The organism is Streptomyces sp. NPDC005004 (assembly GCF_053600675.1).
Genome location: NZ_JBSGAH010000022.1, coordinates 84,851 through 98,236, shown reverse-complemented (window position 1 = coordinate 98,236; position 13,386 = coordinate 84,851). Strand labels below are relative to the sequence as shown.

Sequence of the window (13,386 nt, the reverse complement as noted above, 5' to 3'; positions counted from 1 at the left end):
GTGTTCCCGGTGACGAACGGGCTGATCCCGGGGATGCGGAGCCCGGCGCGGGCGGGGACGGGCCGGGCGGGTGAGCCGGGGCGGCCCGCGAAGATCGGGAAGACGCCCCCTGGCCGACGCGGCAGAACAGGCGCCTCCTTGTGGGGCCCGGGCGGCTGATGCATAGTGCAGCGGTGACCGATCCCATGATCAAGTCCGCCTGGGCCGCGCTGGGCGGAGATGCCGGGCTGCTGGCACGGCTGGTTTCCGTGGAGCGTCCCGCGGCGTTGATCGCACGGCTTCCGGTGCAGCGGCTGGCGCGCGCGTGCGTGGGCACGTGCGCGCTGGCCGCCGCCGAACTCGGCGCGCTGCGGGCCGGGCTCGGCACGGTGCCGCGTGCCGTGGTGGACGACGGGGCGGTCGTCACCGCGTTCCACAGCGAGCGGGTGCTGCGGATCGACGGCCGGGCACCGGTCAACTTCGCGCCCCTGTCGCGCTGGTGGCGCGCGGGCTACGGCTGGGTGCGCACCCACGCCAACTACCCGCACCACCGGCTGCGCCTTCTCGGCGCCCTCGGCCTGCCCGACGGCGCCGAACCGGAGGACGTGGAGCGGCTGCTGCTGGAGCGTTCCGCGCTGGAGATCGAGGAGGCGGTGTACGCCGCCGGGGGTCTCGCGGTGGCCCTGCGCACGCCGGGGCAGTGGACGGCGCATCCGCAGGGCACCGAGGTGGCGCTGCGCCCGCTGGTGGAGCGTGCCCCGATCGGCGCGACGTCGGCACGCGAACTCCCGCCGCTGGACGGCAAGTCGGCACCGCTGCTGCCTGCCGCCGGGCTGCGTGTCCTGGACCTCACCCGGGTCCTCGCCGGGCCCGTGGCCACCCGCACCCTCGCGCTGCTCGGTGCCGACGTGCTGCGCGTGGACGGGCCCGAGCTGCCCGAACTCGCCGACCAGCACGCGGACACGGGCTTCGGGAAGCGGTCCACCACCCTCGAACTCACCGCCGACACCAAGGTGCTGGAGGAGCTGCTGGCCTCGGCCGACGTGGTCGTCACCGGCTACCGCCCCGGCGCCCTCGACCGCTTCGGTCTCTCCCCCGAGGCCCTCTCCGAGCGCTACCCGGGCCTCGTCGTCGCACAGATCTCGGCGTGGGGCGCGTACGGTCCCTGGCGCGAGCGGCGCGGCTTCGACAGCCTGGTCCAGGTCGCCACCGGCATCGCCGCCACCGAGGGCTCGACCATGGAGCCCGGCGCCCTGCCCGCGCAGGCCCTGGACCACGGCTCGGGCTATCTGATGGCGGCGGGCATTCTGCGGGCCCTGGGCGAACGGGCCCGCGACGGACAGGGGCGCCTGGTGCGCCTCGCCCTCGCGCGGACCGCGCACTGGCTGACCCACGAGGCGGGACCCGACCCGTCCCTGGGCGGACCGAAGTACGAGGAGGAGGCGTGGCTGGCCGAACGGGACAGCCCGCTGGGGCGGTTGCGGTACGCCCGGCCTCCGGTGTCGTTCACGGGCGGCCCGACGGACTGGGCGGCGCCGCCGGTTCCGTGGGGGTCGAGCGCGGCCACGTGGAGCTGAGGGTCCAATCCGCCTTCTTCTAGGCGCACTTGTCCAATGTGGGTCCCCTTGGCCAGTATCGGCAGGTGAGTTCTCCGCGCCCCCCTTCCGCCACCTCGCCTGAGGTGCGGGCCGACGTGCGGCGCGGCGTGGCGGTGCTGGTCCTCGCGCCGCTCGCCGCGCTCATACCGCTGTGGGGGCCGGGTGCCGCGCTGCACGGCACCGGGGAGGCGGCGGCGCCCGGTGCGGGCGGGACGGCGCTGCTGCGTGGCGTGCTGTTCGCCGCACTGAGCGTGTCACTGGGTGAGCTGTTCGTGAGGAGGCTGGCGGCCGGACTGCCGGGTGCTCCCGGTGAACGGCCCTCCCGTTGGGCGCCGTCGGCGAACGGGGCCGGCTGCGCGGCCGCACTGGCCCTGGCTTCCGTCGTCGCCACCGGCAATCTCGTCCCCCGCGACCTCGGCCAGATCGACCTCGGCGGTCTCTACGCCTCCCGCGACGGGAGGCTGGCCCTGGTGGAGGTCAACGCCTTTCTGCTGGCCGCGCTGTGCGCCCGTTCGCACCGCCCGGGGCTCCAACTGTGGCCGCTGACGGGCGTCTTGGTCGCGGAGGCGCTGCGTGCCCACCCGTCCCCCGAGCACGGCCCGCTCACCGGCTCGCTGCTGACGCTCACGCACCTGACCTGTGCGGCGCTGTGGACGGGCGGACTGCCGTACACCCTGCGGACGTTGCGGGTCTGGCGGGGCGGGCCCGCGGGCGCCGCGCTGCTCGGGAGGTACGCGCGCGTGGCCGCTGTCCTGCTCGGCGCGCTCATCGCGACCGGCGTGTGGAGCACGCTGCGCCGGATGCCGCCGGGCACGGTCCTGGACCAGCTCACGACGACGGCGTACGGGCGCACCCTGCTCGCCAAGGTGCTGCTCGTCGCCGTCGTCGCCGTGCTCGCGCTGTGGGCGCGGGTGCGGCTGGGCCGCGGCGGTGACCCGCTCGCCGCGGCCGCGCCCGCGCGGGCCGAGGTGGCCGTGCTGGGCGCGGTGGTGGCGGTCTCGGGACTGCTCACGGCGCTGCCGCTGCCGATCCGCTGGTCCTGAACCGCCGTGCCCGCGTGGGGTTTCAGCCGTTGGTGACGAGCACCTTGAGGGCCGTGCGCTCGTCCATCGCCTTGTAGCCGTCCGGGACGCCCTCGATGTCCACGGTCATGTCGAAGACCGGGGAGGGGTCGATCGTGCCGTCGAGCACGTCGGGCAGCAGGTCGGGGATGTAGGCGCGGACCGGGGCGACACCGCCGCGCAGGGCGATGTTGCGGTCGAACATGACGCTGAGGTCGAGGCCGGTGCCGCTGCCGTGGGGCACGCCGACGTAGCCGATGGAGCCGCCGTCGCGGGTGATGTGGACGGCCGTGCTCATGGACTGCTCGGTGCCGACGGCCTCGATCACGCAGTGCGCGCCCTGGCCCCGGGTCAGCTCGCGGACCGCGGCGACGGCCTCCTCGCCGCGCGAGGCGACCACGTCGGTGGCACCGAAGCGGCGGGCGATCTCGGTGCGGACCTCGTGCCGGCCGAGTGCGATGATCCGCTCGGCGCCGAGCCGCTTGGCGGCGAGCACGGCGCACAGGCCGACCGCGCCGTCACCGACGACGGCGACCGTGGAGCCGGGGCGGACGCCCGCACCGAGGGCGGCGTGGTGGCCGGTGCCGAGCACGTCGGAGAGGGTGAGCAGGGACGTCAGCAGGTGGTCGTCGGCGGCCGCCTCCTTGGGCAGCGTGACGAGGGTGCCGTCGGCGAACGGCACCCGCACGGCCTCGCCCTGGCCGCCGTCGTAGCCGACGGAGCCCCAGAAGCCGCCGTGCACGCAGGAGGTGGTCAGGCCCTCGCGGCAGTACTCGCAGGTGCCGTCGGACCACATGAAGGGGGCGACCACGAGGTCCCCGCGCCGGACCGTGCCCACCTCGGAGCCGGTCTCCTCGACGATGCCGAGGAACTCGTGCCCGATGCGCTGACCGGGCTGCCGGGCGGCCTCGCCGCGGTAGGCCCACAGGTCGCTGCCGCAGATGCAGGCGCGCAGCACCCGGACGACGGCGTCGGTGGGCAACTGCACCACCGGCTCGGGCACGTCCTCCACGCGCATGTCGAAGGGGGCGTGGATGGTGGTGGCGCGCATGGTGCGGGTCTTTCTCGTGCGAGGGGGCTCGGCGGTGGTCGAGCGCCTCTCACGGTACGCCGTGCCGGGGGCGTGACGCGCGCCCAGGGGGCGCCCGACCAGGGAAAAGGGAGCACCCCGCGTGAACTCGGCGCCCGCGCGGCGGGGTTCACCGGCTGCCCCCGCCCCGGGTGGGCGCGCCGGACGCGAACAGGTGCTCGCCCGGGGTCGCACAGGCATACGGGCCGGGGCCGTACAGGCATACGACGGCCGACCCGGGAGGGCGGGGAGTGCGCCCCTGGGGGCCCTCGGTGTCGGTGGTGGCCCGTATCCTCAGTGACCATGCTCGAAGACCCTGCGACCGCTGTGTCCTCCCCCGCCCCGTGGCCGGCCGTGTATCCGAAGGGATACGCGGTCGTTGACGTGGAGACCACCGGCCTGGCCCGCGACGACCGGATCATCTCGGCCGCCGTCTACCGCCTGGACGCGCGCGGCGAGGTCGAGGACCACTGGTACACGCTGGTCAACCCCGAGCGTGATCCGGGCCCGGTATGGATACACGGGCTGACGAGCGAGGTCCTCGAAGGGGCCCCGCTCTTCACGGAGGTGGCGGCGGAGTTCGCGGCCCGGCTCGCGGACCGGGTGCTGGTCGCGCACAACGCGGTCTTCGACTGGCAGATGATCGCGCGGGAGTACGCGCGTGCCGGCAAGGAGCCTCCGGTACGGCAACGGCTGTGCACCATCGCACTCTCCAAGGAGCTGGGGCTTCCGCTGCCCAACTTCAAGCTGGAGTCCCTCGCGGCCCACTTCGGGGTCGTGCAGCAGCGCGCCCACCACGCCCTGGACGACGCGCGGGTGCTGGCCGAGGCGTTCCGCCCGAGCCTGCGCGAGGCCGCCGCGGGGAACGTACGGCTGCCGCTGCTGGAGTGCCGTCCGCTCACCGAGTGGTCGGACGCGCCCCGCATCGGCCGCCAGGGCGGCGGCGGTTACGGCGGCTCGTCGAGCTGGCGTCCGGCGCGCAAGCGGCCGGCGTGTCCGTACCCCAACCCCGGTCGGTACGAACCAGGCAAACGCCTCAAGCAGGGCATGAGGGTGGCGTTCTCGGGCGACACCTCCACGGAGCGGGATCTGCTGGAGGACCGGGCGACCGAGGCCGGACTGCACGTCGCGACGAGCCTGTCCCGGCTGACCAGCCTGCTCGTCACCAACGACCCCGATTCGGGCACCTCGAAGACGGCCAAGGCCCGCCAGTTCGGCACCCCCGTGGTGGACGAGGCGGCGTTCGGGCAGCTCCTGCGGGACGTGGAGCCCGCCGACGGAGCGGCGTAACCCGCGCGACCGCGACCGCAGGCGGCGCGCCGCACCGGAACCGACCGGCGGGGCGGGACCCGACCCGGCGGCAGGACGGCACCGGGTGGACCGACGGGCACGCCGGACGACGGGGCGGACGGGTGATTCACCGCGACTCGCCCCGCCCCCGCTCGCCCGGCGCCCCGGAACGGCTCACCCTGAGCCGCATGGCGAGATGCGAAGTTTGCGGCAATGACTACGGAATGACCTTCGAGGTCCACGCGCAGGGCGCGGTGCACGTCTTCGACTGCTTCTCCTGCGCCATTCACCGCATGGCCCCCATCTGCGAGCACTGCCGGGTGCAGATCATCGGACAGGGCGTCGAGGTGGAGGGCCACTGGTACTGCGGTGCCCACTGCGCGCGGGCCGAGGGCAGGACGGGGGTGGTCGACCGGGTGTGACCCGGTACCCGCCCGAATGCGCCCCACGGCTCAGGAGTACCGTCGTGGGGTGCACCGCTACCGCTTCCTGCTGACCCTCCAGTGGGTGATCCTCACCCTCGTCGCGATCGCGCTGATCCCGACGATGATCAGGCTCGGCTTCTGGCAGCAGCACCGGTACGAGGAGCGCACCGCCCGCAACGACCTGGTCTCGCGGGCGCTGCACGCCAAGCCGGTCCCGGTGGAACGGCTCACCTCCCCCGGCCACACCGTGACGCGCCTGGACAAGTACCGCACCGTCACCGCGACCGGCACCTTCGACACCGCCCACGAGGTGGTCGTCCGCCGCCGCACCAACTCCGACGGCGAGGTCGGCTTCCACGTCCTGACCCCGCTGCGGCTGACGGACGGCGCCGTCGTGCTGGTCAACCGGGGCTGGATTCCCGCGAACGGCGTGCAGACGGCCTTCCCGAAGATCCCGGCGCCCCCGTCCGGCCGGACCACCGTCACCGGGCGGCTCATGGCCGACGAGACGACGGCGGCCAGCGGCATCAAGAACGTCAAGGGTCTGCCCGACCGGCAGATCATGCTGATCAACAGCGCGGAGGAGGCCCGGCGCCTCGGCGCGAAGGTGGTCGGCGGCTACGTCGAGCAGACCGCGCCCGCGCCCAGGGGCGACACCCCGGAGCAGATCTCCAGCCCGGGCAGCGAGGACGCCCCGCTGAACTACGCGTACATGATCCAGTGGTGGCTGTTCGCCGCCGCGGTGCCGGTGGGCTGGTGGTTCCTGGTCCGCCGCGAGATCCGCGACCGGGCGGAGGCGGCGGCCGGCGGCGCCCCGCAGGACGGCTCGGGGGACGACTCCCCGGGCGGCTCCGGGGACGGCTCCTCCGAGCCCGAGCCCGCCGCCGTATAACGCCCGCGCCGCCGGGAGCCCGGACCGCACACGACCGAGGCGTCACTCCCCCGGCCGCACCGTCTGATTGCCCCTCAGACCCGCCGGGAACCGGCTTCCCGTGAACGCGCGCATCGAGGACTACGCCGTCATCGGCGACGAGCAGACCGCGGCCCTGGTCGGCCTGGACGGCTCGATCGACTGGCTGTGCCTTCCCCGCTTCGACTCCGGCGCCTGCTTCGCCCGCCTCCTCGGCGACGAAGACAACGGCCACTGGCGGATCGCCCCCAAGGGCGCGCACACCTGCACCCGGCGCGCCTACCGGCCCGACACCCTCGTCCTGGACACCGAGTGGGACACCCCCGACGGCACCGTGCGCGTGACCGACCTGATGCCGCAGCGCGCCCGGGTGCCCGACGTCGTACGGATCGTGGAGGGCCTCAGCGGGCGGGTCACCGTGCGCGGCACGCTGCGGCTGCGCTTCGACCACGGCTCGATCGTGCCGTGGATGCGGCGCTCGGACGGTCACCGGGTGGCCGTGGCGGGCCCCGACTCCACCTGGCTGCGCACCGTTCCGCCGGTGCGCACCTGGGGCGAGGACTTCGGCACGCACTCGGAGTTCACCATCGGCGAGGGCGAGCGGGTGGCGTTCGTGCTCACCTGGCACCCCTCGCACGAGCCGCGCCCCCGGCTGATCGACCCGTTCGACGCGCTGGAGTCCAGCGTGCGCGACTGGCAGAGCTGGGCGCGCCGCTGCCGCTACGAGGGGCCGTACCGGGACGCCGTGGTCCGCTCGCTGATCACTCTCAAGGCGCTCACCTACCGTCCGACCGGGGGGATCGTCGCCGCCGCGACCACCTCGCTCCCGGAGAAGCTCGGCGGGGTGCGCAACTGGGACTACCGCTACTGCTGGCTGCGCGACTCCACCCTCACCCTCGGCGTGCTGCTGGCTGCGGGCTACCACGAGGAGGCCGAGGCGTGGCGCGACTGGCTGCTCCGGGCCGTCGCGGGCAGCCCCGAGGATCTACAGATCATGTACGGGGTCGCGGGCGAGCGGCGGCTGCCGGAGAGCGAGCTGCCCTGGCTCCGCGGGTTCGCGCGCTCGGCACCGGTCCGGATCGGCAACAGCGCGGTGGACCAGCTCCAGCTCGACGTGTACGGCGAGGTGATGGACTCCCTCTGGCTCGCACGGCAGGCGGGCCTGTCGCCCCGGCCGCACATGTGGTCCCTGCAGTGCGCGCTGATCGGCTTCCTGCGCTCGCAGTGGCGTCAGCCGGACGAGGGGCTGTGGGAGGTGCGCGGGGGCCGTCGGCAGTTCACGCACTCCAAGGTGATGGTGTGGGTGGCCGTCGACCGCGCCGTCCGCACCCTGGAGCAGCACCCCGAGCTGCAGGGCGACCTCAGGAGCTGGCGGGAGCTGCGCGACGACGTCCACCGGGAGGTGTGCGCGAAGGCGTACGACCCGGAACGCAACACCTTCACCCAGTACTACGGCTCGCGCACCCTGGACGCCGCGCTGCTGCTGATCCCGCGCGTGGGTTTCCTGCCGCCGGACGACCCGAGGGTGATCGGCACGGTGGACGCGATCCGCGCGGGGCTCGGCCAGGACGGCTTCGTGCGCCGCTACGACACCGAGGACCCCGAGGGACCGGTGGTGGACGGGCTGCCCGAGGGCGAGGGCGCGTTCCTCGCCTGCTCGTTCTGGCTGGCCGACGCCCTGCACATGACGGGCCGCACCGAGGAGGCGCGGGACCTCTTCGCCCGGCTGGTCGACCTGTCGAACGACGTGGGGCTGCTGGCCGAGGAGTACGACCCGGTGACCGGCTGCCAGCTCGGCAACTACCCCCAGGCCTTCAGCCACATCGCCCTCGTGAACACCGCCCGCACCCTCTACGGCGGCGAGGAGGCAGGATAGGGGCATGGATCTTGGACTGAAGGACCGGGTGTACATCGTGACCGGGGCCTCGCGGGGGCTCGGCAACGCCGCCGCGCGGCAGTTGGTCGCCGACGGGGCGAAGGTGGTCGTCACGTCACGGGACGCCGAGCGGGCGGCCGACGCGGCCGCCGAGCTGGGCCCGGACGCGGTGGGCGTGGCCGTGGGCAACGCCGATCCGGAGGCGCCGGAGCGGCTGATCGCGGCGGCGCGGGAGCACTTCGGGCGGCTCGACGGCGTCCTCGTGAGCGTGGGCGGGCCGCCGCCGGGCTTCGTGGCGGACGTGACCGACGAGCAGTGGCGGGACGCCTTCGAGTCGGTGTTCCTGGGTGCGGTGCGCCTGGCCCGCGCGGCGGCGGCCGAGCTGGAGCCGGGCGGGGTCATCGGCTTCGTGCTCTCCGGCTCGGTGCACGAGCCGATCCCGGGGCTGACCATCTCCAACGGACTGCGCCCCGGGCTCGCCGGGTTCGCGAAGTCCCTCGCGGACGAGCTGGGCCCGCGCGGTATCCGCGTCGTCGGGCTGCTGCCGGGCCGGATCGACACCGACCGGGTGCGCGAGCTGGACCGGCTCTCCGCCGACCCCGAGGCGACCCGGGCGGCCGCCGAGTCCCGTATCCCGCTGCGCCGTTACGGCACACCCGAGGAGTTCGGCCGGGCCGCCGCCTTCCTGCTGTCCCCGGCGGCGTCCTATGTGACGGGCGTGATGCTGCCGGTGGACGGCGGGTCCCGGCACGGTTTCTGACGTGTAGTCGACTCTCCTCGCCGGGGATCCGGCTTCTGCCCGGTGGTCAGGTGACGCGTTCGGCGCGGTGCCTGACCACCCGCAGCCGGACCTCGGCGGGCAGTGCCGCGAGGCCCGCCGAGTCCCGGGCGCGGGCCAGGGGACCGGAGGTGAACTCCGCGAGCGCGGCCCCGGGGGGCATGTCCGGCTCCAGCCGGAACCACGCCCGTACGGCGGGCGCGCCGCGGCGGCCGGTCAGCAGCACGTCGCTCTGGGCCACGCCCTCCTGCCCCGAGGCGTCCCGGGAGAGGGCGTTCTGCAGGGCCGAGCCGCGCAGCCGCGCGGTGCCGCCGTCGCCGGTGTCGACCCGTACCTCGGAGACCCGGTGACGGCGCAGCACCGACACCAGCCACCACACGCCGATCAGGAACAGGATCGCCAGGCCGGCGATGAGGGCGGGCCACCACCAGCCGGCGTCCCGGAAAGCGGTGCGCTCGGCCCGGCTCAGCAGCACGTCGTGCGCGCTGGAATGGAGCCACCAGCGCGGGAAGGGCGCGCCGAGTCCGGCGGCCAGCACCACACCGCCGAGGGCGAGCAGCAGCAGGCCGGTGATCGCGAGCAGGACCCGGTTGACGATGCCGGTGCGCATCTGGCTCACCCCTTCTTCCCCGGGCGGCGGACCCGGACGGACAGCTTCGGCGGGCGACTCAGCCCCAGCTCGCGGACCGCGCCGTCCAGCGTGGTGTCCAGGTCCTCGCGGACCTCCTCCGGTTCGCGGAAGTGCGAGACCACCTTCACGTCCGCCTTTCTGCGGCCGACCCGTACGTGTGCCTCGCGGACGCCGGAGATGTCCATGGCACGGTCGCGCAGCAGCACGGCGGCCGCCTCGCGGCGCAGCGCGGCGCGCACGTCGGGGTGCGGGCGGCTCATGGGCAGCAGGCGACGCAGTCCCGGCGTGAGCGCGAGGAAGAGCAGCCAGAGTCCGACGGCGGCGACGAAGGCCGCGCCCGCCAGCACCGGGATCGCGTCGACCCGCTGCTCGGCGAGCTGCCGGGCCAGCTCGCGGCGCCAGTACATCGCGGGGTGCCCGGCGCGCACGGCGGCCACGTCGTACAGCAGGAGGCCCGCGCCGCCGATCAGGCACAGGGCGACGAGGGCGGCCGGGACACGGCGCGCGGACCAGAAGCGGCCGCTGCTCCTCTCGGGCGGGGGTACGGGCTGCTCGTCGGGGTCGAGGACGGGCAGGCGGTGGGTGGTGTTCTCGCTCATGACGTCCTCCCGTGCGCGTCACCGGGGGCGGCCACCGGGTGCAGCCGTTCGACCTGGACGACCACCTCGGGCACCGTCATGTTCGCCAGCGCGCTCACCCGTTCGGTGACCCGGCTGCGTACCGCCGCGCAGCGGGCGCCGATGTCGGCCGGGTAGGCGAGTTCGAGGGAGACCCGCACGCGTGCCGTGCCGAACGGGCCGCCCTCGCCGCGGTGGGCGCCGGAGCCGTGGGAGCGCACGGCGACGGTGGCGTGCGGTTTGCCGACGCCCGGCGGGAGCGGGGCGAGGGCCTCGCGGGCCGCCTGCGCGGCGATCTTCGCGACGGCCTTGTCCGCGATCCGGGTGGCGCCGCGCTCGCCCGCCGGGGTGGGCTCCGTGGCCGGACGGTCGGCCGCCGTCGCGCTCACCGCGCTCACCGCCGCCGGTCGCGCCGGCCGTCGCGGGCGCGGAAGAAGTCACCCGGCTCCAGGTCGCCGTCCAGGAAGCGGCCGACGACGAACCCGACGGCTCCGAGCGCCGCCACCAGCAGGAAGGCCCCGAATCCGCCGAAGTACCCGGCGAATCCCAGCGCCAGGCCGGCGATCATGCCGGCCACGGCCATGCTCATAGCGCTCCTCAGTTCGTCAGGCCCCCACAACCCCGATTCCCCCTACGGCGTGGTGCATACGCGCAGCTCACTGAATACGCGGCTGGGAGGGTTCCTCCTCGTCCTCCTCGTCGGGGAGCTTGACGTCGCTGACCGCGATGTTGACCTCCACGACCTCCAGCGAGGTCATGCGCTCCACGGCGGCGACCACGTTCTCGCGCACCGCGCGGGCGATGTCGCCGATGGAGTAGCCGTACTCGACGACGATCTCCAGGTCGAGCGCGGTCTGCACCTCGCCGACCTCGGCCTTCACGCCCCTGGTGACGGCCTTGGAGCCGCCCGGGACCCGGTCGCGCACGGCGCCGAAGGTGCGGGCGAGCCCGCTGCCCATGGCGTGCACTCCGACCACGTCGCGTGCGGCCATTCCGGCGATCTTCTCCACCACGCCGTCCGCGATCGTGGTGCGGCCCCGGTCCGCCGGGTCACCGCCGCCGCGCCGGGTGGTCTTGCGGGTGGACACCTGCGACTCGTCGTCTCCACCGGGGCTCGTCGTCGTCTCGGTCATCGCCGTGGGTCCCTTTCGGTCGTGGTTCCTGGACCACCGTAAGCACGGCTGCGCGAATGCGCGCCAGGTATACGGCAGGCTGGAGGAATGACGGCGGAGTGGACACAGGCGGTACGTCAGCGGCTGGGCGTGGGCAGACTTCTGCCGCTCGGCGGGAGCCGCGACGGCGCGTGGATCTCGGAGCAGGCGGCCGGGGCGGTGCTGGGGAGCGCGGCCAGGGACGAAGTGCCGGGGGTACGGCTGGGGACCCTCAGGATCGGGCTCGCCGATCCGGCGGAGGCCGGGGAACCGGTCGTACCGCCGCCGCCGAGCGCGCTGCCGCCGGGCGCCCTGCGCGTGACGGCGGACTTCGCGGCGGGCGCGGAACGGCCGCTGCCGGTGACGGCGGAACTGCTGCGGACGGCCCTCGCGGACGCGGCGGTCCGGCGGCTCGGGCTGGTGGTCACCGAGGTGGACCTGCGGGTGACGGATCTGCTGGGCCCGGCGGATCCGCCGCCCGAGCCGCGTCGGGCGCCCGCACCGCCGCCGGCCGCCGAGGCCACGGATCCCGACGGCTATCTGGTGGCCACCGCCGCGCGGGCGGTGCCCGGGGTGACCCGGCTGACGGCGGTGCTCGGGGACCGCTGCGGGGTGGTGCGGACGGAACGGCCCGCCGTGCCCGCCTCGCTCCCCCGGCGCCATGTGTGCGTGGAGGTGGCCACCGACCCCGTCCACCGCACCGCCGACGTGGCCCGCGCGGTGCGTACGGCGGTACGAGACGCGCTGGAGGACCATCCGACGGTGGCGGTGCTGGTCACGGCGGTGGAGGAACCGGAAGCGGAGTCCGGTCCCCTCACCTGAGCCCGGTCGTTCGGGGCGAGTGCTCAGTCGCCGATGCCCGCGAGGTCGCGCAGCCGGCGGGTCTGGGCGGCGCGCTCGGCCGTGCGCTGCTCGTCGTAGGTGCGCTCGGGGGCGCCACGCAGCAGGGCCTTGGTCTCCACCACGGCGTCACGGGGCGCGGCGAGGAGCGCGGCGGCCAGGTCGGCGGTCGCCGCGTCGAGTTCGGCCGCCGGGACCGCCGCGTTGGCGAGCCCCGAGACGACCGCCTCCTCGGCGTGCACGAAGCGGCCCGTCACGCAGATCTCCAGCGCGCGGGCGTATCCGACCAGGCCGACCAGCGGATGGGTCCCCGTGAGGTCGGGCACCAGGCCCAGGCTCGTCTCCCGCATGGCGAACTGCACGTCGTCCGCGACGATGCGCAGGTCGCAGGCGAGCGCGAGCTGGAAGCCGGCCCCGATCGCATGGCCCTGGACAGCGGCGACGGACACGAGGTCGTTCCGGCGCCACCAGGTGAACGCCTCCTGGTACTCGGCGATGGTCGCGTCGATCCCGGCGTCGTCACGGCGCGCGAGGTCGACGAAGGTCGGCTCGCCCTCGATCCCCTCCGGCGTGAACATGCGTCGGTCGAGACCGGCGGAGAAGGACTGCCCTTCGCCGCGCAGGACGACGACACGCACGGTGCCCGGCAGCAGCTTCCCCGCCTCGGCCAGCGCCCGCCACATGGCGGGGCTCTGCGCGTTGCGCTTGGCCGGGTTGGTCAGCGTCACCGTGGCGAGCGCGTCGTCGACGGTGAGCCGTACGCCGTCCTTGTCGAGTACAGGAGCGAGGTCCTGGTCGGGCGAAGCCATGGGGCGCCTCCGGTGGGTGCGGTCAGCACGCGGTGCCCTACGGCGCCGCGAAGTGACTGCACAGTAACCACCCGGGCGATCGCACGACCGACCGGGTGGCCACCATCGAAGCCGACGGGCCGCCCGGAGTCAGGACGATGCGGCCTTCTTGCCCCGGGTCGCTCCGCCACGCCCACGCAGCGTGACGCCCGACTCGCTGAGCATCCGGTGCACGAAGCCATACGAGCGGCCGGTCTCCTCGGCCAGCGCCCGGATGCTCGCACCGGAGTCGTACTTCTTCTTCAGGTCTGCCGCGAGCTTGTCGCGCGCGGCGCCGGTCACCCGGCTGCCCTTCTTCAGAGTCTCGGCCACC

General features: G+C 74.5%; 16 protein-coding genes. 8 read left to right on the top strand and 8 right to left on the bottom strand.

The window, feature by feature from the left end; genetic code table 11:
- The first annotated feature begins 185 nt into the window (after positions 1-185).
- The gene (locus ACWEEU_RS26450; RefSeq protein WP_451735397.1) at positions 186-1,556 is read left to right on the top strand and encodes a CoA transferase; all 1,371 of its coding nucleotides are present in this window, start codon (positions 186-188) and stop codon (positions 1,554-1,556) included.
- Positions 1,557-1,621: 65 nt separating this feature from the next.
- Positions 1,622-2,620, top strand: a complete 999-nt coding sequence (locus ACWEEU_RS26445) for a CopD family protein (RefSeq protein WP_451735390.1) — start codon at positions 1,622-1,624, stop codon at positions 2,618-2,620.
- Positions 2,621-2,642: 22 nt separating this feature from the next.
- Here the strand turns inward: ACWEEU_RS26445 and ACWEEU_RS26440 are convergent, their stop codons facing one another.
- Positions 2,643-3,689: a zinc-dependent alcohol dehydrogenase family protein gene (locus tag ACWEEU_RS26440; RefSeq protein WP_366804043.1), complete on the bottom strand. Its 1,047-nt coding sequence runs from the start codon at positions 3,687-3,689 to the stop codon at positions 2,643-2,645.
- 321 nt (positions 3,690-4,010) lie between these two features.
- Between ACWEEU_RS26440 and ACWEEU_RS26435 the strand changes: the two genes are divergently transcribed.
- The 5 genes from ACWEEU_RS26435 to ACWEEU_RS26415 all read left to right on the top strand — a co-directional run bounded on the left by ACWEEU_RS26435 (position 4,011) and on the right by ACWEEU_RS26415 (position 8,968).
- Positions 4,011-4,997 carry a DEDDh family exonuclease gene (locus ACWEEU_RS26435; protein ID WP_385746029.1) on the top strand — a complete coding sequence of 329 codons (987 nt, stop codon included), beginning with the start codon at positions 4,011-4,013 and terminating at the stop codon, positions 4,995-4,997.
- 188 nt (positions 4,998-5,185) lie between these two features.
- The gene (locus ACWEEU_RS26430; RefSeq protein WP_020939201.1) at positions 5,186-5,419 is read left to right on the top strand and encodes a hypothetical protein; all 234 of its coding nucleotides are present in this window, start codon (positions 5,186-5,188) and stop codon (positions 5,417-5,419) included.
- A 49-nt stretch (positions 5,420-5,468) separates the two neighbouring features.
- A complete protein-coding gene (locus ACWEEU_RS26425) occupies positions 5,469-6,314 on the top strand; it encodes an SURF1 family cytochrome oxidase biogenesis protein (RefSeq protein ID WP_451735388.1) in 846 nt (281 codons plus the stop codon).
- A 100-nt stretch (positions 6,315-6,414) separates the two neighbouring features.
- Positions 6,415-8,208 carry a glycoside hydrolase family 15 protein gene (locus ACWEEU_RS26420; RefSeq protein ID WP_385746032.1) on the top strand — a complete coding sequence of 598 codons (1,794 nt, stop codon included), beginning with the start codon at positions 6,415-6,417 and terminating at the stop codon, positions 8,206-8,208.
- A gap of 4 nt (positions 8,209-8,212) precedes the next feature.
- A complete protein-coding gene (locus tag ACWEEU_RS26415) occupies positions 8,213-8,968 on the top strand; it encodes an SDR family oxidoreductase (RefSeq protein WP_385746033.1) in 756 nt (251 codons plus the stop codon).
- A 46-nt stretch (positions 8,969-9,014) separates the two neighbouring features.
- On the opposite strand, the gene amaP is transcribed toward ACWEEU_RS26415, so the two are convergent.
- From amaP to ACWEEU_RS26390, 5 genes are all read right to left on the bottom strand, one after another.
- Positions 9,015-9,596: an alkaline shock response membrane anchor protein AmaP gene (gene amaP, locus ACWEEU_RS26410; protein ID WP_385746035.1), complete on the bottom strand. Its 582-nt coding sequence runs from the start codon at positions 9,594-9,596 to the stop codon at positions 9,015-9,017.
- Positions 9,597-9,601: 5 nt separating this feature from the next.
- Positions 9,602-10,216 carry a DUF6286 domain-containing protein gene (locus ACWEEU_RS26405; RefSeq protein ID WP_451735385.1) on the bottom strand — a complete coding sequence of 205 codons (615 nt, stop codon included), beginning with the start codon at positions 10,214-10,216 and terminating at the stop codon, positions 9,602-9,604.
- Positions 10,213-10,623 carry a hypothetical protein gene (locus tag ACWEEU_RS26400; protein WP_451735383.1) on the bottom strand — a complete coding sequence of 137 codons (411 nt, stop codon included), beginning with the start codon at positions 10,621-10,623 and terminating at the stop codon, positions 10,213-10,215. Before ACWEEU_RS26400 ends, ACWEEU_RS26405 begins: the two co-directional genes overlap by 4 nt.
- A 5-nt stretch (positions 10,624-10,628) precedes the next feature.
- Complete coding sequence (locus tag ACWEEU_RS26395) at positions 10,629-10,823, bottom strand: hypothetical protein (protein ID WP_018545846.1); 195 nt, start codon at positions 10,821-10,823, stop codon at positions 10,629-10,631.
- A gap of 67 nt (positions 10,824-10,890) precedes the next feature.
- Positions 10,891-11,367 (bottom strand): Asp23/Gls24 family envelope stress response protein, encoded by a 477-nt coding sequence (locus ACWEEU_RS26390; protein ID WP_385746041.1) that lies wholly within the window; start codon positions 11,365-11,367, stop codon positions 10,891-10,893.
- An 87-nt stretch (positions 11,368-11,454) separates the two neighbouring features.
- Here ACWEEU_RS26390 and ACWEEU_RS26385 point away from each other — a divergent pair, with 87 nt between their 5' ends.
- Entirely contained in the window at positions 11,455-12,207 is a 753-nt protein-coding gene (locus ACWEEU_RS26385; protein WP_451735381.1) for a nucleopolyhedrovirus P10 family protein, read from the top strand.
- Between the two features lie 23 nt (positions 12,208-12,230).
- On the opposite strand, the gene ACWEEU_RS26380 is transcribed toward ACWEEU_RS26385, so the two are convergent.
- The gene (locus ACWEEU_RS26380) at positions 12,231-13,034 is read right to left on the bottom strand and encodes an enoyl-CoA hydratase/isomerase family protein (protein WP_385746045.1); all 804 of its coding nucleotides are present in this window, start codon (positions 13,032-13,034) and stop codon (positions 12,231-12,233) included.
- A 129-nt stretch (positions 13,035-13,163) separates the two neighbouring features.
- Positions 13,164-13,385, bottom strand: a complete 222-nt coding sequence (locus tag ACWEEU_RS26375) for a helix-turn-helix domain-containing protein (protein WP_004002281.1) — start codon at positions 13,383-13,385, stop codon at positions 13,164-13,166.
- Position 13,386: the final 1 nt, after the last annotated feature.